Source organism: Bradyrhizobium sp. GW821-FHT13H05, from assembly GCF_058804065.1.
Genome location: NZ_JBXAPO010000010.1, coordinates 170,424 through 188,356, shown reverse-complemented (window position 1 = coordinate 188,356; position 17,933 = coordinate 170,424). Strand labels below are relative to the sequence as shown.

Genomic DNA, 17,933 nt, shown 5'->3' with positions numbered 1-17,933 from the left:
CCCATCGGCGCCGATCCCGGTTCCGGGCGAAGCGCGCCTTTTTGTTGGCGCGGTCGCGCACCCATGGGATTCCTTGAGGGCAACGCGGATGGATGAAGTGATCAAGGCGAAGCGCCAACAGCAGAACGCGGGCTCCAGCCTGCGCGCAATTACGATCCGTGGCGCGCGCGAGCACAACCTCAAGAACATCGACGTCGAGATTCCCCGCGACAAGCTGGTGGTGTTCACCGGCCTCTCCGGCTCCGGCAAATCCTCGCTCGCCTTCGACACCATCTATGCCGAGGGCCAGCGCCGCTACGTCGAATCGCTGTCGGCCTATGCGCGCCAGTTCCTGGAGATGATGCAGAAGCCTGATGTCGACCAGATCGACGGCCTGTCGCCGGCGATCTCGATCGAGCAGAAGACGACCTCGAAGAATCCGCGCTCGACCGTCGGCACCGTCACCGAGATCTACGACTACATGCGCCTGCTCTGGGCCCGCGTTGGCGTGCCCTATTCGCCAGCCACCGGCCTGCCGATCGAAAGCCAGACCGTCTCGCAGATGGTCGACCGCGTGCTGGCGCTGCCCGAAGGCACCCGCCTCTATCTGCTGGCGCCCGTCGTGCGCGGCCGCAAGGGCGAGTACCGCAAGGAGCTCGCCGAATGGCTCAAGAAGGGCTTTCAGCGCGTCAAGATCGACGGCACCTTCCATGAGCTGGCGGAAGCGCCTGTTCTGGACAAGAAATTCCCGCATGACATCGACGTCGTCGTCGACCGCATCGTGGTGCGCGCCGATATCGGCCAGCGCCTCGCCGAGAGCTTCGAGACCGCGCTGAAGCTGGCCGAAGGCCTCGCCGTCATCGAATATGCCGATGCACCGGCTGCTGCCGCGCCCGCCGAAGAGAAAAAGAAAACCGCAAAGATCCACGACAAGAGCGGTCCCGAGCGCATCCTGTTCTCGGAAAAGTTCGCTTGCCCCGTGTCCGGCTTCACCATCCCCGAGATCGAGCCGCGGCTGTTCTCGTTCAACAATCCCTACGGCGCCTGCCCCGCCTGCGGCGGCCTCGGCGTCGAGCAGCATGTCGACGAAGACCTCGTCATCCCCGACAAGGAGCTCGCCATCGGCAAGGGCGCGATCGCGCCCTGGGCCAAGTCGTCGTCGCCCTATTACACGCAGACGCTGACGGCGCTCGGCAAGCACTACAAGTTCACGCTGACCACCAAATGGAAGGATCTGCCGAAGAAGACGAAAGACGCGATCCTGCATGGCTCGGGCGAGGACGAGATCAAGTTCTCCTACGAGGACGGCGTGCGTTCGTACGACACCAAGAAGCCGTTCGAGGGCGTCATCACCAACATCAACCGCCGCTATCGCGAGACCGAGAGCGAGTGGGCGCGCGAGGAGCTGGCAAAGTATTTCCACGACGTGCCCTGCGGCGCCTGCAACGGTTTCCGGCTCAAGCCGGAAGCGCTCTGCGTCAAGATCGGCGGCAAGCATATCGGCGAGATCTCGGAGCTGTCGGTGAAGGGTGCCGGCGCGTGGTTCGAGACCGTGCCGGAGGCGCTGAACGCGCAGCAGAACGAGATCGCCGGTCGCATCCTCAAGGAAATCCGCGAGCGCCTCACCTTCCTGCTCGACGTCGGCCTCAACTATCTCACGCTGTCCCGCTCCTCCGGCACGCTGTCCGGCGGCGAGAGCCAGCGCATCCGCCTGGCCTCGCAGATCGGCTCGGGCCTGACGGGCGTGCTCTACGTGCTGGACGAGCCCTCGATCGGCCTGCACCAGCGCGACAATGCGCGCCTGCTCGATACGCTCAAGCGCCTGCGCGACCTCGGCAATACCGTGATCGTGGTCGAGCATGACGAGGACGCCATCCTCCTCGCCGACCACGTTCTCGACATCGGTCCCGGCGCCGGCATGCATGGCGGCCACATCATCGCCGAAGGCACGCCCGCCGAGATCATGCGCAACCCGAAATCGCTGACCGGCAAGTACCTGACCGGCGAGCTCGAGGTCGAGGTGCCGGAGCGGCGTCCGCCGAACCATCGCCGCACCATCAAGGTGGTCAACGCGCGCGGCAATAACCTCAAGAACGTCACCGCCGAGATTCCGCTCGGCCTGTTCACCGCCGTCACCGGCGTCTCCGGCGGCGGCAAGTCGACGCTGCTGATCGACACGCTCTACAAGGCCATCGCGCGCAAGCTGAACAATGCCAGCGAAGGCGCCGCCCCGCACGACCGCATCGAGGGCCTCGAGCACATCGATAAGATCATCGACATCGACCAGTCGCCGATCGGCCGCACCCCGCGCTCGAATCCGGCGACCTATACCGGCGCCTTCACGCCGATCCGCGAATGGTTCGCGGGCCTACCCGAGGCCAAGGCGCGTGGCTATGAACCCGGCCGCTTCTCCTTCAACGTCAAGGGCGGCCGCTGCGAGGCCTGCCAGGGCGACGGCGTCATCAAGATCGAGATGCACTTCCTGCCCGACGTCTACGTCACCTGCGACGTCTGCAAGGGCAAGCGCTACAACCGCGAGACGCTGGAGGTCCTGTTCAAGGGCAAGAGCATCGCCGACGTGCTCGACATGACCGTCGAGGAAGCCGCCGAGTTCTTCAAGGCGGTGCCGCGCGTGCGCGAGACTTTTCAGACCTTGCACCGGGTCGGCCTCGATTACATCCATGTCGGCCAGCAGGCCACGACGCTGTCGGGCGGCGAAGCTCAGCGCGTCAAGCTGGCCAAGGAACTGTCAAAGCGCGCCACCGGCCGCACGCTCTACATCCTGGACGAGCCGACCACCGGCTTGCACTTCCACGACGTCAAGAAGCTGCTGGAGGTGCTGCACGAGCTGGTTGCACAGGGCAACACGGTGGTCGTCATCGAGCACAATCTGGAAGTCATCAAGACCGCCGACTGGGTCATCGACCTCGGCCCCGAAGGCGGCGACGGTGGCGGCGAGATCGTCGCCTGGGGCCCGCCGGAGGACATCGCCAAGGCGCCGCGGAGCTATACGGGGAAGTTTCTGGCGCCGGTGCTGAAGAAGGCAAGGAAGCCGAAGCGCGGGAGGACGAGCGAGGCGGCGGAGTAGCTGCTTTGATCGAAACCGAATAGTGCGGATGAGCGAAGCGTAATCCGCCGCCTTTCTCGTGGGATAGGTCGGTCGCGCTTTGAACCACGCTGAATCCTGGAAACCGACATGTCCGCTGGACTCGTGCAGACTTATCGCGCCTTCGCCCACAACAATGCTTGGGCGAACCATCGCCTGCTCACCGCCTGCGCGGCACTACCTCAGTCGGAATTCGAAGCCCACCGCACCGGCTTCTTTCCAAGCCTGCAGCGTACGCTGAACCACATCTACGTCATCGATCTCTTCTACATTGATGCGCTTGAGGGCGGCTGGCTCGGACCGGCGGCCTGGAAGAACGAAGTGCCCTTTCCTTCCCTCGCCGCGCTGAAGCCTGCGCAAGCCGCGATGGACAAGCGCCTGATTGCCATCTGCGATGCGCTGACGCCCGCAGGGCTCGATGACATCGTGAAGATCAACCGCGATACGCGCGTGCAGACTGAGCGGCGCGACCGGCTGCTCATACATCTCTTCCAGCACCAGATCCATCATCGCGGGCAGGCGCACGCCATGCTGTCCGAGACGACCGTTGCGCCGCCGCAGCTTGACGAGTTCTTCGCCGAGGGAGAAGCGCCGCTCCGGGCCGCCGAATTCGCCGAGCTCGGCTGGACCGAGGAGACGGTGTGGAAGTCGATATAGTTGTCTCTTGCGGGACTACCGAACCTCGACGAGATTGGGCGCAATGCCACGCTTAGTCATCTCCTCGCGTTCGGAAGCAAACGAACGAGTGGCCTTGCATCGATCCCCAATTGATGCGTAGCGCCCTTTATCGCCCATCGGGTTCGACGGCTTTCCGGAGAGATCAATCTCCCAGTAGTATGACACGCACACCTGAAGGTCGGATGGCACAGTGCGGCACGTCCTTGGTGGACCGGGATCACACTGTCTCGAATCACGATAAAAATAGATTGGCACGTCCTCGCATACGACGCTCCATTTCCAGAACGTCTTGGTGATCGCGCAGCTGTTGGGGTGCAGCGTGTACGCGGTGCTGAGCTCCGGCACGTTCATTTCCGCGAGCGAAGATCGCATTGCCTTCTCGGTCGAGGGGGCGGCGATCACTTTGGCAATCATCCAGCCGACTCCGGCAACGCCGATCAACGCAATCACGCCAATCAGAATATGCCATTCCGCACGCCGCTGATCTTCTTGTGCAGCTTGACCCATTTGCACCGACCCTTTCGACACGGAGAGCCAGAATATACAAGATCGGGCCGGATAGACGAGCGAGGATGGTTGCGTTTCTCGTGCCTTCGCTTAACGTTCTCATAACGAATGCCCTACTCCCTCGCCATCTTCGATCTCGACGGCACGCTCGTCGATAGCTTCCCCTGGTTCCTGCGCACCATCAACGATGTCGCCGATCGCTTCGGCTTTCGCCGTGTGCGGGATGAGGATATCGAGGGGCTGCGGCATGCTTCGACGCGGGAGATCCTCAGCCGCCTCGAGGTGCCCTTGTGGAAGCTGCCGGCGATCGCGCGGCATGCGCGGCGGTTGAAGGGGGAGGCTGCGGCGGAGATTCCGCTGTTTGCGGGCGTCGAGGCGATGCTGCGGGCGCTGACTGAGAACGGCGTGCAGCTGGCGCTGGTGACGTCCGACAGTGAGGCCAATGCGCGCGCCAAGCTGGGCGCGACGGCCGAACTGTTCTCGTATTTCGACTGTGCCGCGTCGATATTCGGCAAGCCCGCGAAGTTTCGTCGCGTCATCCGGCGCGCTGGCGTCGACCTCGACCGTGTCATCGCGATTGGCGACGAGGTCCGCGACATCGAGGCGGCACGGGCCGTGGGGATTGCCTGTGGCGCGGTGTGCTGGGGTTATGCGGCGCCGGCGGCGCTGCGGGCGCTCGGACCCGACTATACGTTTGAGCGGATGGAGGAGATCACGCGTGTTGTATCGCCAGCGCGTTGTAGCGCGGATTAGCGGAGCGTAATCCGCCGATCGATCGTCGACACAAGATGGCGGATTACGCTTCGCTAATCCGCCCTACCCGATCCCCTACTCCGTCCTGCGCAAGAACGCCCCGAACGCGCGCGGACCGTCGCCGGTCTTGACCTCGCCGATCTTCTTCAGCTCGCTCGCGTCGATGATGACGAGCGTGTTGCTCTCCCAGCAGGCGACGATGACGCGCTTGCCGTCGGCGGTCGCGGCAATGCCTTCGGGATAGTCGCCGACATTGATGCGCTTGACCGGCTTCAAGGTCGCGAGGTCGAACACGCTGACGGTGCCGCCATATTGATCGGTGACGAAGCCTCGCCCCTGCGCCAGCGCCACCGCATAGGGACGCATCCCGACCGGCACGCGGGCGATCTCGGAGCCAGCGGCAATGTCGACCACCGAGACGTCGTCGGAGCCGACATTGGCGGTGTAGGCGCGCTTGCCTTCGGCATCGATGGTGACGCCGAACGGACGGGTGCCGACCTTGATCGTCGCCTTGCGCTGGCGCGTCGCCGTGTCCACCACGGAGACGCTGTCGTCGTCGCGGTCCGCCGAGAGCAGCAGCTTGCCATCGGACGTCACCGCGAGGCCCGATGGCGAGGCGCCGACGGCAATGCTGGCGGTGACGCTGCGCGAGGCCGTATCGATCACCCGCACCGCCGCGGCATACCAGTCGGCGACATAGACGGTGCGGCCGTCGGGCGCCACGGCAATGCCGAGCGGCCCGCCCCCGACCTCGATCCTGGCAGCGACCTGCCGCGTTGCGGCGTCCACCACCGTCACCGCCTTGGCGTCGGGGCTCGTCACATAGGCAAAGCGCCCGTCTGCGCTGACCGCGACGCCCGCGGGCTTGCCGCCGATCGGGATGGTTGCCACCGCTCGCGCGGTGGCGAGGTCCACAACCATCAGATCGTCGCTGAGCTGGTTGGTGACGAACGCCTCCTCGGCGGACGCCCCGCCTGCACCGGCAAGGCAAAGGCTGGCGGCGAGCGCCGCCAAAACCCTGATGCGCACCGTCAGCTTCCGCTCTCGACCTTCTTCTTCAGCGCCTCGAGGCCGGCCTTGTAGAGCCCGCTGACCGCCGTCTTGGCCGCTTCGTCGCTCAACTCCGGCGGCGGATCGTTGTTGGGAAAGCCGCGGTAGAACGCGCCGGCCCATTCCAGCATCGCGCCCTTGCCGTCGGCGCTCGGCGTCACTGTCAGCGTCGAGGAATAGTTGGTCACCGGCAGGACCTTCACGTCCACCGTTGTGATCCGGTAGGAATAGGTCATCGCGGCGGCGTCGAACTTGTAAAGCTCCTCGTCCACGGTGGCGCCGCCGGTCAGGGTCAGCTTCCGCGTCGCGCCGATCTCGTTGCCCTTCTCGCCCTCGGTCTTGGTGACGGGCGGCAGCCAGCTCATGTCCTGGAAATTGCCCATCACTGCCCACACCTTGGCCGGGGCTGCGTTGATCTCGATGGACTCCCGCACCTTCTGCCGGGTCGGCCCGTGGGCCCATGCCGTGGTCAAGGCCATCCCCGCCAACGCCAGCGCCGCCACCCCGGCGAACGCCGTTCCGCTTCTCATCCTCATGTCGTTTCCTCACCCTTGAATCTGCGCGACTTGAGGCGCGCTGAGGCCATGGTAGCGCATTTTTGGACCGTGGCGAGACCGGTTCGCGGCACGGCTGGGACGGGCGGCGCTCCCCGTCCACACCATCCCTTGCGTTGCCCGACGGGCAAAACACGCCGGATCGGGGTCAATGCATCCACGTCGAAATAATTCGCTTTACGCGAATTCGGAATTGTCGCATGTTTCGGCCATCCCAGCCCGGTCCGAGGGGCGTATCGCGATCGTCACGACACGCGGGGTGGGACGCGGTGGACGCAGGCGGCGTCGGCGCGAAGGTGGTTTGCAGGGCGGTTCACGCCGTGAGCAACTGCCGGCGCGCACACGACCGGTGCAGCCTGCGTACGGCAAAATCGTGTGGTCCTGGCGCCCGGGGTCTGTGCGCCAAGTGTTGCGGTGATGTGACGGCCCAACCGGGTCCGCGCATCAGCCATCCGCAAGGCGACGGGGGCAATAGTGCATCGCTCCCCGGGGAGAGCGCGACATAAGCCGTCAACCCACTGCGCAGGGAAGGCCGGATGTTTGGCTTCACCTGTATGCCGCTGTGCAGCTTCTCGTAGCGCAACCTTCGCACAGTGGACCGCGGGTGCCAGCCGGCACCCGGCCTTCCCTGCGCCCTCGGCACCTCTTGGGGGCGGTGAATGCAGCAAAGCTCGGGCGGAACGCGCCGCGAGGATGAGAGTCTATGCCAGCCTTTCGACAACCGTCTCGTGCCCCGGACGCAGCGCAGCACGAAGTGATGCGCCTGCAGAGCCGGGGCCCATGCGTCAGCGATCCGTGCAGCCTCCTGAGTCCCGGCTCTGCGCAGCAGCGTTTCACGCTGCAGCGCGTCCGGGACACGAGAGGAGCAACGCCGCCGCTTCATTCTCCGTCATTGCGAGCGCAGCGAAGCAATCCAGACTGCCGCCGCGGAAAGATTCTGGATTGCTTCGCTGCGCTCGCGATGACGACGGAGAGAGCCAGTGCCGGTAGCGTGCCTCGATTACTCCCCCAGCGTCGCCTCCACGAACCCACGCGGATCGTCGCAGAATTCCCGCATCACCCGGTAATGATCAGTCTGCTCCACTGTCACAGGCTCCAGACCGTATTTCCCGGTTTCCAGCCCGTTCCGCCTCATCCTTTGGCAGGAACATACAGGGAACACAATCCCCGCGAAAGCTGCATCTGAGAAACATATAGAAATAAACAGAAATAAGCACGGCAAGCGTTACGGGGCACGAACTAACACTTGAGATTGTGGACCGGAAACGCGCTGAGAAGACGTAGGACAGCGTGCTGGCATGAGGCCAGCTCCCACCTCGCGACCCCGGCAATGATTGACGGACGTCCGGGACAGTACGCCGCGAGGAATGCGCGATGGTGACGACCTATTTCAGCTACAGCTACATCACGCGCAATCTCCAGCAGTCGCTGACGCGGGTCGGGCAGCAAACGGACGTCGCGCGCGAAGCCGCCTACTACAAGGCCAACATCGGCAAGGTGAAGACGGCCGATGACCTGATGAAGGACTACCGCCTTTATCATTATGCGACGAAGGCTTATGGCCTGGAGGACATGGCCTACGCCAAGGCCTTCATGAAAAAGGTGCTGGAGAGCGACCTCAACGATCCCAACAGCTTCGTCAACAAGCTGGTAGACAAGCGCTACGCGGAGTTTGCCGCGGCATTTTCCTTCAAGGGCACGGCGACGCCGGACGCGCAATCGGATAACCAGACCGATGATATGATCGGACTGTACACGGCGACCAAGCAGAGTCAGGTCGACGCACTAGCCAGCGACACGAATTACTACAACGCCAAGATCGGCGGCATCACCAACGCGGACCAGTTGCTGAACGACGACCGTCTTCGCAACTATGTCTACTCGGCCTTCGGGATCGACGAGAGCAAGTGGCCGCGCGCCACAATCAGCCAGGTCCTGAGCAGCGATCCCTCCGATCCGAACAGCTACGTCAACACCACCTTCACGTCCCAGTTGAGCGGCCTCAATGCCCAGCTCACGCAAGCCAATTCGGATGTGAGCGCCACCAACACGAAGATCGCCGACTACACCGCGCAGCTCAAGCAACCGGGCGCGGACGTCGCCCAGCTGAACGTCCAGATCCTGGTCGAAAAATACCATCTGGAGACATACACGAAAAGCGTTTCCGATCTCACCGACCAGATCTCGACGATCGGCGAGTTTGCAGACCTGGCTGGCGCGTTCGAGTTTTCGGCCGACGGCTCGCTTCCGTCGGGTGTGCCTGCGCAGACGGCTGCAAACATCACGCTCACGACAAATCGGTTCGACGACAGCAAGTCGGCCGTTTATGCGGCAGCAAGCCCGCTGAGCGAAGCTTTCGCAATCACTCAATTCAGGAACGCTGTCGTCAAGATCGATTCGATGCAGGCATTCATGTCGACGCCGGCCGTCTATGATTTTGCGCTGGGTGCCGTCGGCCTCGATCCGGCAACAGCCTCGAAGGACACCATCAAGGCCGTCCTCGAAAGCGACCTCACCGATCCCAAGAGCTACGTCTATACGCTCAAGGATGATCGCTACGTCCAGCTCGCGCGCGCCTTCAACTTCGACGCAAACGGCAATCTGACGACGCCCCTGGTGGCCCAGGATCCGGCCGAGGTCCTCCAGATTTCGAAGGACTACGTCATCGCGGCGGTGAAACAGGCCAGCACGCAGCAGCAAGCGGCCGTCAAGACACAGGCCGCGAAAGACGCGACGGCCTATCAGGAAGCCATCGCAAGCGTCGACAGCGTGTCCGATCTGCTTGCAAACCGAAAGCTGATCGACTTCGTTCTCGTCGCCAAGGGCCTGGACCCCAAGAAGGTCAGCGACGACTATCTCAAGAAGATCTTCGCCTCCGATCTGAACAATCCCAAGAGCTTCGCCAACACCGAGAGCGATCCGCGCTTTGCCGAGATCGCGGCGTCGTTCAACTTCGACAGCAAGGGCAACGTCGCGCGTCTGGCGATGATGGGCCCCCAGAAGCGGGATCAATTCCAGGAAACGCAGGCGAACTATGTTCAGCAAAGCCTGGAGCAGCAGCAGGGCGATACCAATCCCGGCGTGCGCCTGGCGCTCTATTTCCAGCGAAAGGCGGGCGAGATCACATCGGCATACGACATCCTCGCCGACAAGGCTCTCTCGGAGGTGTTCAGGACCACCTTCGACCTGCCTGATTCAATGGCGGCGATGCCGATCGATCAACAGGCCAAGTTCGTGGACCGCTTCATGAAGATCCAGGATCTGTCGGATCCCAACAAGCTTACGAAGCTGCTGAACCGCTTCTCCGCCATGTACGACATCAGAAACAGCCAGACCACCGGTCAGGGTCAATCACCCCTGCTCAACCTCTTCCAGGGATCGAGCTCAGGGATAAGCGACTCTGTGTACCTGGCGATTGCCAAGCTACAGTCTCGCTGATGACAGCTCGCCGATGCTAGCCTAGCACCTCGAGCACCAGCTCCATGGTCATCAGCACGGGATTGTCGCCGCGGATCAGACGCCCCTCCGCAATGCCGCCGGTGTAGTCGATCAGGGCAACGTCGAGCTGGGCCTCGGGCGCTTCCGAAGACCCCGGCGCAATCGTCCCGGCCGTCACCGCAAGCTCCGTGGCGAACGGCTCGGTCACGCCGCCATGGGTGAAGCGCGCGCCGATGGTCGAGCCGACACCACCATGGATCTTCGCGCGCGCAATGCCCTGCGCTCGGCAAAACTCTTCGAGGCAGCCGGCAAAATCCTGATTGGGCCGCAGCCTCAGCGCGAAGGCCCGGCTGGTCGTGCGCGCACCGGTGCTCGCGGAAGCGACCGGCCCGAACAGCTTGAAGTTGGTCTCGGGATCGGGCGCCGCGGTGAACATCGCGCCATCGACGCCAAAAGCCTCGACCTCGAACGGCTCGGCGACAATAGTCTCGTCCGGCAGCATGTGGCCGCCTCCTGGCTTGCCATCGGCCTCGGTCCAGAGCCCGTGGCAATGAAAGAACGGCGCACCGTCGCGCATGCCGAGCGTCATGGTGCCGAGCCTGGTCCGCGTCACGCCCTGGGGCCGATAGGTCTCGCTGTAGAACGCGGCATTCTCACGCGTCTTCGACAGCGCCGGCATCACATAGGCGAACGGCCCGAGCGTGCCTTGGCCAAAATTCAGCACACCGCCGGCAAATCCCTCCGCCGCGAAGCCGCGGCGTGCGGCCTCCAGCAGCGACACACCGGCCTGAAGCGTGAACGAGAAAGCGCGTCCCCTCGCCTCCACCCATTGGATGCGCTCGGCGGCCGGCGCGCCCGGTTGCTTGATGCTACGCATGACCTTCGCTCAGCCCGCCTTCGTCTTGTCGAGGTCGAGCAGCCCGCGCGCCTCGAGTTCGTCACGCACCATGCGCTTCGGCACCTTGCCGTAGCCGGACTTCGGCAGCGCCTCCCAGAAGAAGAACCGCTTCGGCATCTTGTAGCGCGGCACCTTGGGCGACAGGAACGCCGCCATCTCGGCTTCACTCACCGGCTTCGCGCCTTCGCGCGCGACGCAGACGGCAACGCCGACCTCGCCCCAGGTCGCATCGGGCACGCCGAGCACCGCGACCTCGCCGACGCAAGGATGCGTCAGGATCTTCTCCTCGATCTCGCGCGGATAGATGTTCGAGCCACCGGAGATGTACATGTCCGACGCGCGTCCCGTGATGTAGACAAACCCCTCCTCGTCCATATGTCCGAGATCGCCGGTCCGGAACCAGCCGTTGCGGAACGCCTTCGCATTGGCCTCGGGGTTGTCATAGTAGCCGGCGAGCACCGCAGGCCCGATCACGCAGATCTCGCCGCTCTGGTTGGCCGCGAGCTCGCGCCCCTCGTCGTCCTGGATCGAGACCTGCATGCCGGTGCGCTCGAAGCCGCAGCTGCCGATCTTCGCATGCGGGCCGTCCTCGGGATCGTGCAGCGCCGCCGGCAGCACGGTGATGTTGCCGGTGACCTCACCCAATCCAAAATACTGCACGATGACCTTGCCGAGCTTCTTCAGCGCGGCCTTCTGATCTTCGCGATACATCGGTGCGCCGGCATAGATCACGTGGCGCAGCGAGGAATGATCGTATTTATCGACCGCGGGATGCTCGACCATCATCTTCAAAATCGTCGGCACGGTGAAGAGATTGCTGACCCTGTGCGTTTGGATCAGGCGGAATGCCTCGTCGATGTCGAACTTCTCGGTCGGCAGCAGCACGGTGCGCACGCCGCGCGCGGTCTGCACCAGCTGATGCACGCCGGCGCCATGCGACAGCGGCGCCACCACCAGCGAGGCATCGTCTTCGGTCACCCCAGGCGTGAGATCGGCGAGATGGTTGGTGACGACAAAACCCATCTGGCCGTGGGTCAGCACCGCGGCCTTGGAGCGGCCGGTGGTGCCGGAGGTGAAAAAGAACCAGCAGGGGTCATCGTGCTCGACAGCGACGTTCTCGATCACGGCGCCCGCCTGCGAAGCGATGGCCTCCGCAACCGACGTCTCGCCGAACGAGGCCTTGCCGTCCACGCTCCAGGTGAACTGCAGCGCACCGCCCTTCACGGCCGCGGCGTGCTCGGGAAAATCGACATGGCACAGAAACGCCTTCGCGCCGGAGGCCTCTGCGAGATAGGTCACCTCATCGGGCATCAGGCGGAAATTGGTGGGCACCCAGACCGCACCGAGCCGGAACGCGGCGAACATCGAGAAGAACATCTCGTCGCCATTCTTGGAATGGACGAGGATGCGGTCACCCTTGGCGATGCCGCGCGCGGCGAGCGCCGCCGCTAACGCCGAGACCCGCGCATCGATCTCGCGCCAGGTCCAGGATCTCTCCCCCCAGACGAAGCCGGGACGCGATCCATGCCGCCGCGCATTCTGGGTCAGCATGTGAGCGAGATTCATGACGCGGCGGGACATGCGCAGGGGCTGCATCGGGCTTCCTCTTCGACAGCGGACGGCGCGCTCGCCGCTCCGCTCATTGCAGCCCATTTATCGCGATCGAACGTGCCCCCGCAAGGCCGCCGGCCGCGTATCAGATCTACGGTTGCTTGAACGCAAACGGCGTCGCCGTGATCGCCTTCTCCTTGGAACAGGCCTGCGCACCAAAGCCGCCGCAATAGCTGCCATGCAGATCGAAGCGGATGGTGCGCCCGGCACCGCGCTTCATCGGCGGCGCCACGATCTTGTAGCTGCGGACATAGCCGTCGAACACCGGGCGCACGCTGCCATCCGGCAGCGTCACCAGGATGGTCATGACGCAGCCGCCCGTTCCGCAATAGGTGGTCTCGCGCTCGCCGCATCTGGTGTCGCGGAAATCGACGATGTAGTCGTCGCGGCCGTCGCCGGTCAGGTCGAGCTTGCGCACCGTGTCCGGCGCGAAAGTGACCGCGCCGCCGTCCTGGCTCTCGCATTCCTCGTTGGCGTAGCGCAGCGCCTTCTGCACGCCGGCCGGATAGTCGGCCGGATTGAACGGCTTCGCATGATCGGCGCGCGCGACGGTTGCGAGCAGTGTGAGCAGGAGGATCAGATATCGCATTGGCGTTGGTCGTGCGCAGGCCCGCAATCGTTCAGAGAATTTTAAACATGATCAGCGCAACCTCGGTCAGTTCTCGCGTACAGAGTGTCGCATCATGATCAAAGCGCCCGCCTTCCTCCTGTTGTCGCTGGCGCTCGGCGGATGCGCCGTGGGCCCGCAAGCGCATCTGGCGTCCGATCCCGCCTTCAAGTCGGCACGCTACGCCTGGGACGGCGCCGGCGAGAATCCCAATCAGCCGCGCGCTGCCGCAGCACCATCGCGGACGGCGCGTGCCGCCGTATCGGAGCGCGGCATCGAGGCCGAGCAGGACGCCAGGGTCAATCGTTCCCTCGTCATCTGCCAGGGCTGCCTTCGTCCGCAGCCGCAGGCAGAAGATTCCAGGCTGGCCAAGGCGAATGATTGAACCGGGCAGCAAGATGCTGATGATCTCGCCGAAGAGCTGACCGGAGACGACATGAGCGACGTCATCGACAATAAAGCCCAACATCGCTTCGAGCTGGAGGTCGAGGGCTATCTTGCGACCGAGCACTACAAACTCGACGGCAAATTCATCACGTTCGAGCATACGGATGTGCCGAAGGAGCTCGGCGGCAAGGGCGTCGGCTCGAAGCTGGTGCAAGGCGCGCTTGACCAGGTCCGCGCGGCCGGACTGAAGCTGATCCCGCAATGCCCGTTCGTGAAAGCGTGGATCGAGAAGCATCCTGACTATCAGGATCTGGTGAAGGCCTAACCGCCGTCATTGCGACCGAAGATTACAGTGCCCCGAGCTTCCTCAGCTGCTCGTGCGCCGTCTGGAGTCCCGGCTTCAACTCCAGCGCCTTCCTGAAATCGGCGATCGCGCCCGGCTTGTCGCCGAGCCGCAGCTTCGCCTGTCCGCGGTTGTTCCACGAGAACACGTCGGAAGGATCGTACTGCAGCGCCTTGTCGTAGTCGGCAAGGCCGCCCTTGTTGTCGCCCTGGTAGAGCCGGATCATGCCGCGATTGCGCCAGCCGCGCGCATCCGTCGGCGCGACGCGGATCGCCTCGCCATAATCGGCGGCGGCACGGTCGAGCTGCTCGCTGTCGCGATAGACGTTGCCGCGGTCGATGAAGGCGAGCAGATCAGGCGCAAGCTTGATCCGCATGGTGTAGTCGGAGAGCGCATGCGCCATGTCGTGCTTGCGATAGTAGACCAGGGCGCGATTGGCGTAGGCCGTGGCATAGGTGGGATCGCGCTTGATCGCGGCGTCGAAATCGGCAAAGGCGCCGTCGAGGTCGCCCTTGTTGAAGCGGGACTCGCCGCGGTTGCTGAAGGCCAGCGCCAGCGACGGATCGAGCTTGATGGCCTGGTCGTAGCCGGCGATGGCGCGATCATAGTCGCGCTTGAAGCTGTAGACGCGACCGCGGTTGTTGTAGGCGCAGGCATAATCCGGAGCGAGCCTGACCGCCTCGTCCAGATCGGCCAGCGCGGCATCGAGCTCGCGCTTCTCGGTGAGGCCATGGCCGCGATTGCAATAGGCGCCGGCGAGCCGCTTGCCGGTCTCACTGTTCGTATCGATCACGGTCGAGCAGGCCTTGACCCGCTCGTCCGGCGTGCTGGTCAGCCCCACGCAGGCCTCCCAGACCGGACCGCCTTCGGCCGCAGCCGGGACCGGCGCGGTCGATGCCAGCACAGCAAGCAACACCATAAGGCTGAGCGGGACACGCATTTTCCGGATATCTCCCCTGCGGCGACCTCCCTTGGTCGCACCTTGGCAAGGGCGGGTTCAGCCGCCTAGATCAGGGAGCAGGCATCGCTTCGGAAGGATTTCGGATGGCGGCATCAGTACGCGACAACAAGGACAAAAGCCGCTTCGAGCTCGATGTCGGCAGCGAGCTTGCCTTCGCCAATTACCGGCTGACGCCGTCGGCCGTGATCATCACCCACACCGAGACGCCGCGCGCGCTGCGCGGCCGCGGAATCGCATCCGAGCTGGTCAAGGGCGCGCTGGATCTGATCCGGCGCGACGGCCGCAAGGTGATCGCCGGCTGCGGCTTCGTCGTGGACTATCTCGAGAAGCATCCCGAGGATGCGGATCTCGTTGCCTGAACGCAAAAGGGCCCGCGCGAGCGCGAGCCCTTGGCGATGACCGAGCGATCGGTCAGTGCTTGATCTCAGGCGGCAGCTTGCCGCCATTGGCGGCGAGCTTGGACATCACCTGCTTGTGCAGCCAGACGTTCATGCTCGCGGAATCGTTGGTGTCGCCGCTGTAGCCGAGCTCCTTGGCCAGGTCCTTACGGGCAGCAAGGCTGGAATCGATGTCGAGCGCCTTCAGGAGGTCGACGATCGAGGTGCGCCATTCCAGCTTCTCTTTCTGGGCAGCGACCAGCTTGTCGACGATAGCCGCAACGTCCACGGTCGCCAGCGGCGCGGCGGCGGGCGCAGACGACGGCGCCGATCCGCCTGGCGCGGCGCTGGCGGGCGCGCTGCCCGAAGCTGCGCCACCGGCGGGCGCGGCGGAAGCCGGATGGCTGCCAAAGATCGCGCTCACGATTTTCCCGAAAATGCTCATGTCTGCTCCCCGAAAAGGATCCGTTGGAAGGACCTTGAGTGGCCCTTCGCGAGTGGAACTTATAGACCAAGTTACTGCGTTGCGCCCGCGAAGTTCTGCGAACCAGCGACCAGCATCAGCTTATCTGCGGCAAAATGACGACCGAATGACATCGTCGAGGTTGCACTGCGGCATCGAATCTCACCCAAGCGTGAGGGACAGGACTCGGAATTGGGAGTAGCGTTCGAGTTCAACTCGCGAGCCCGTCCGGAATTCGCGTCTGGTTGGAATCGCGAAAACTCAGAGAAGAGCGGCCGCTTGCGCCGTTTGCCGGCGCCGGATTCGGCTGCCCGGCAAGGGAGCTAGCGACCATGGCCACACTCTACCAAGGCAATGTGCCCACGATGGCCCAGCCCACTGATACGGCTGGACCTGTCATCCGCACCATTCAACTGTCCGACCTGCACGACGCGCTCAAGCGCGGCTGGGAGGATTTCAAGGCGGTTCCGAGCCACGCCATCATCCTGTGCGTGATCTATCCGGTGCTCGGTCTCGTCATCGCGCGTGTCGCAATGGGCTATTCGGTGATCCCGCTGCTGTTTCCGCTCGCCGCAGGCTTCGCCCTGATCGGCCCGTTCGCGGCGCTTGGCCTGTATGAGCTGTCGAGCCGGCGCGAACGCTATGAAGAGGCCAGCGCCTGGGATGCCATGGAGGTGCTGCGCTCGCCGTCGTTCGGCGCGATGCTCGGTCTCGGCACGCTGCTGCTCGCTCTCTTCGTGACCTGGGTTACGACCGCGCAGGCGATCTATGTCGCCGCATTCGGCTATGAGGGCGTGACCGGGATCTCGGATTTCCTGACGCGCGTCCTGACGACCCAGCAGGGCTGGTGGCTGATCGTGGTCGGCTGCGGCACGGGCTTCCTGTTCGCGCTCGCCGCGCTCTGCATCAGCGCCGTGTCGTTCCCGTTGATGCTGGACCGCCATGCCGGTGCGTTCGAGGCGATGGTCACCTCGCTCCGCGTCGTCGCCAGGAACCCGGTGCCGATGGCGGCCTGGGGCCTGATCGTGGCGGTGCTGCTGGCGCTCGGCACGATCCCGGCATTCCTCGGCCTCGCCGTTGTCATTCCCCTGCTCGGCCACGCCACCTGGCATCTCTACCGCAAGGTGATCGTGTCCGATCCCGGTGCACGGCCCGTTCCGCCTCCGCCGCATCGTCCGCGCAAGCCGGCCGCCGACTTCCCCGCCAACCTGTTCCCCTGGCGTAACAGGACGGACGCTTAACGATCACGTGACATCCGATCCTGCCCGGCTGCGGGCAGGATCGGGGACTGTCATGCGCCTTGCTTTGGCCGCGGTTCCGGCCGAGATTGCGCGCGCCGGTCAGATCACTTCACGGAATCAATTTCATCTGATGACCCCGACGATTTCTCGTCTTGCTCTCGCAGCCCTCGCCCTCTCCGCATCCATCCTGTCCGCCGAGCCCGCGCGCGCAGCCGTCGCCTGCGGATCGGGCAATTTCGACGCCTGGCTTGCGGACTTCAAAGCCGACGCCGCGGCCAAGGGCATCTCGCAGCAGGCCATCGCCGCCGGGCTTACCGGCGTGACGCTCGATCAGAGCGTGCTCAACCGCGACAAGTCGCAAAAGGTCTTCACCCAGACCTTCGAGGAGTTCTCCGGCCGAATGGTGCCGCCGCGGATGACGCGCGGCTCCAACATGATGAAGCAATACGGCTCCGTGCTGTCGCGCATCGAGCAGACCTACGGCGTGCCCGGCGAGGTGCTGGTCGCGATCTGGGGGCTGGAGACCGATTTCGGCGTCAACACCGGCAAGTTCGCAACCATCCGCTCGCTGGCGACGCTGGCCTATGATTGCCGGCGTTCCGAGCAATTCCGCGCCGAACTGCTGGATGCGCTGCGCATCGTCCAGCGCGGCGATCTTGCCCCTGCCGACATGAAGGGTGCCTGGGCCGGCGAGCTCGGCCAGACCCAGTTCATGCCCTCGTCCTGGATGAAATACGCCGTCGATTTTGACGGTAACGGCAAGCGCGACCTCTTGCACAATGCGCCCGACGTGCTCGCCTCCACCGCGAACTATCTCGCCGGTTATGGCTGGCAGAAGGGCAAGGATTGGCAGCCGGGCGCCCCGAATTTTGCAGTGCTCCAGCAGTGGAACAAGAGCGAGGTCTATTCCAAGACCGTCGCCTATTTCGCGACCCAGCTCGCGCACGCCCCCTAAACACCGTTCGGCTAAACGTATAGGG

The 17,933-nt window shown here is 64.2% G+C and carries 17 protein-coding genes; 9 read left to right on the top strand and 8 right to left on the bottom strand.

Going from position 1 to position 17,933, the window contains the following annotated elements; translation table 11 throughout:
• The first annotated feature begins 88 nt into the window (after positions 1–88).
• Entirely contained in the window at positions 89–3,067 is a 2,979-nt protein-coding gene (gene uvrA / locus AC1RR3_RS27165) for an excinuclease ABC subunit UvrA (protein ID WP_492826386.1), read from the top strand.
• Between the two features lie 108 nt (positions 3,068–3,175).
• Positions 3,176–3,742, top strand: a complete 567-nt coding sequence (locus tag AC1RR3_RS27160) for a DinB family protein (protein ID WP_492826384.1) — start codon at positions 3,176–3,178, stop codon at positions 3,740–3,742.
• A 15-nt stretch (positions 3,743–3,757) separates the two neighbouring features.
• Here the strand turns inward: AC1RR3_RS27160 and AC1RR3_RS27155 are convergent, their stop codons facing one another.
• Positions 3,758–4,270: a hypothetical protein gene (locus AC1RR3_RS27155; protein ID WP_492826383.1), complete on the bottom strand. Its 513-nt coding sequence runs from the start codon at positions 4,268–4,270 to the stop codon at positions 3,758–3,760.
• 108 nt (positions 4,271–4,378) lie between these two features.
• On the opposite strand from AC1RR3_RS27155, the gene AC1RR3_RS27150 reads away from it, so the two are divergent.
• Entirely contained in the window at positions 4,379–5,023 is a 645-nt protein-coding gene (locus AC1RR3_RS27150) for an HAD family hydrolase (protein WP_492826381.1), read from the top strand.
• Positions 5,024–5,098: 75 nt separating this feature from the next.
• Here AC1RR3_RS27150 and AC1RR3_RS27145 read toward each other — a convergent pair whose 3' ends face one another.
• Positions 5,099–6,052: a YVTN family beta-propeller repeat protein gene (locus AC1RR3_RS27145; RefSeq protein ID WP_492826379.1), complete on the bottom strand. Its 954-nt coding sequence runs from the start codon at positions 6,050–6,052 to the stop codon at positions 5,099–5,101.
• Positions 6,053–6,054: 2 nt separating this feature from the next.
• On the bottom strand, positions 6,055–6,609 hold the full coding sequence (locus AC1RR3_RS27140) for an SRPBCC family protein (protein ID WP_492826377.1): 555 nt from the start codon (positions 6,607–6,609) through the stop codon (positions 6,055–6,057).
• A 1,392-nt stretch (positions 6,610–8,001) separates the two neighbouring features.
• Here AC1RR3_RS27140 and AC1RR3_RS27135 point away from each other — a divergent pair.
• A complete protein-coding gene (locus AC1RR3_RS27135) occupies positions 8,002–10,065 on the top strand; it encodes a DUF1217 domain-containing protein (RefSeq protein ID WP_492826376.1) in 2,064 nt (687 codons plus the stop codon).
• 16 nt (positions 10,066–10,081) lie between these two features.
• Here AC1RR3_RS27135 and AC1RR3_RS27130 read toward each other — a convergent pair whose 3' ends face one another.
• From AC1RR3_RS27130 to AC1RR3_RS27120, 3 genes are all read right to left on the bottom strand, one after another.
• Entirely contained in the window at positions 10,082–10,942 is an 861-nt protein-coding gene (locus AC1RR3_RS27130; protein ID WP_492826374.1) for a PCC domain-containing protein, read from the bottom strand.
• 9 nt (positions 10,943–10,951) lie between these two features.
• Positions 10,952–12,559 (bottom strand): acyl-CoA synthetase, encoded by a 1,608-nt coding sequence (locus AC1RR3_RS27125; protein WP_492826372.1) that lies wholly within the window; start codon positions 12,557–12,559, stop codon positions 10,952–10,954.
• Positions 12,560–12,665: 106 nt separating this feature from the next.
• Positions 12,666–13,163: a hypothetical protein gene (locus AC1RR3_RS27120; protein WP_492826370.1), complete on the bottom strand. Its 498-nt coding sequence runs from the start codon at positions 13,161–13,163 to the stop codon at positions 12,666–12,668.
• A gap of 94 nt (positions 13,164–13,257) precedes the next feature.
• On the opposite strand from AC1RR3_RS27120, the gene AC1RR3_RS27115 reads away from it, so the two are divergent.
• Together AC1RR3_RS27115 and AC1RR3_RS27110 are read left to right on the top strand one after the other, a co-directional pair.
• A complete protein-coding gene (locus tag AC1RR3_RS27115) occupies positions 13,258–13,566 on the top strand; it encodes a hypothetical protein (RefSeq protein WP_492826368.1) in 309 nt (102 codons plus the stop codon).
• 51 nt (positions 13,567–13,617) lie between these two features.
• Positions 13,618–13,893 (top strand): GNAT family N-acetyltransferase, encoded by a 276-nt coding sequence (locus AC1RR3_RS27110; RefSeq protein ID WP_492826366.1) that lies wholly within the window; start codon positions 13,618–13,620, stop codon positions 13,891–13,893.
• Between the two features lie 22 nt (positions 13,894–13,915).
• Here the strand turns inward: AC1RR3_RS27110 and AC1RR3_RS27105 are convergent, their stop codons facing one another.
• The gene (locus AC1RR3_RS27105; RefSeq protein WP_492826365.1) at positions 13,916–14,851 is read right to left on the bottom strand and encodes a tetratricopeptide repeat protein; all 936 of its coding nucleotides are present in this window, start codon (positions 14,849–14,851) and stop codon (positions 13,916–13,918) included.
• 104 nt (positions 14,852–14,955) lie between these two features.
• Between AC1RR3_RS27105 and AC1RR3_RS27100 the strand changes: the two genes are divergently transcribed.
• On the top strand, positions 14,956–15,231 hold the full coding sequence (locus tag AC1RR3_RS27100; RefSeq protein ID WP_492826363.1) for a GNAT family N-acetyltransferase: 276 nt from the start codon (positions 14,956–14,958) through the stop codon (positions 15,229–15,231).
• Between the two features lie 52 nt (positions 15,232–15,283).
• Here AC1RR3_RS27100 and AC1RR3_RS27095 read toward each other — a convergent pair whose 3' ends face one another.
• Positions 15,284–15,694, bottom strand: coding sequence for a DUF3597 domain-containing protein (locus AC1RR3_RS27095; protein ID WP_492826361.1), 411 nt, complete (start codon positions 15,692–15,694; stop codon positions 15,284–15,286).
• A 350-nt stretch (positions 15,695–16,044) separates the two neighbouring features.
• On the opposite strand from AC1RR3_RS27095, the gene AC1RR3_RS27090 reads away from it, so the two are divergent.
• Entirely contained in the window at positions 16,045–16,953 is a 909-nt protein-coding gene (locus tag AC1RR3_RS27090; RefSeq protein WP_492826359.1) for a DUF2189 domain-containing protein, read from the top strand.
• Between the two features lie 130 nt (positions 16,954–17,083).
• Positions 17,084–17,908 (top strand): lytic murein transglycosylase, encoded by an 825-nt coding sequence (locus tag AC1RR3_RS27085; RefSeq protein WP_492826357.1) that lies wholly within the window; start codon positions 17,084–17,086, stop codon positions 17,906–17,908.
• Positions 17,909–17,933: the final 25 nt, after the last annotated feature.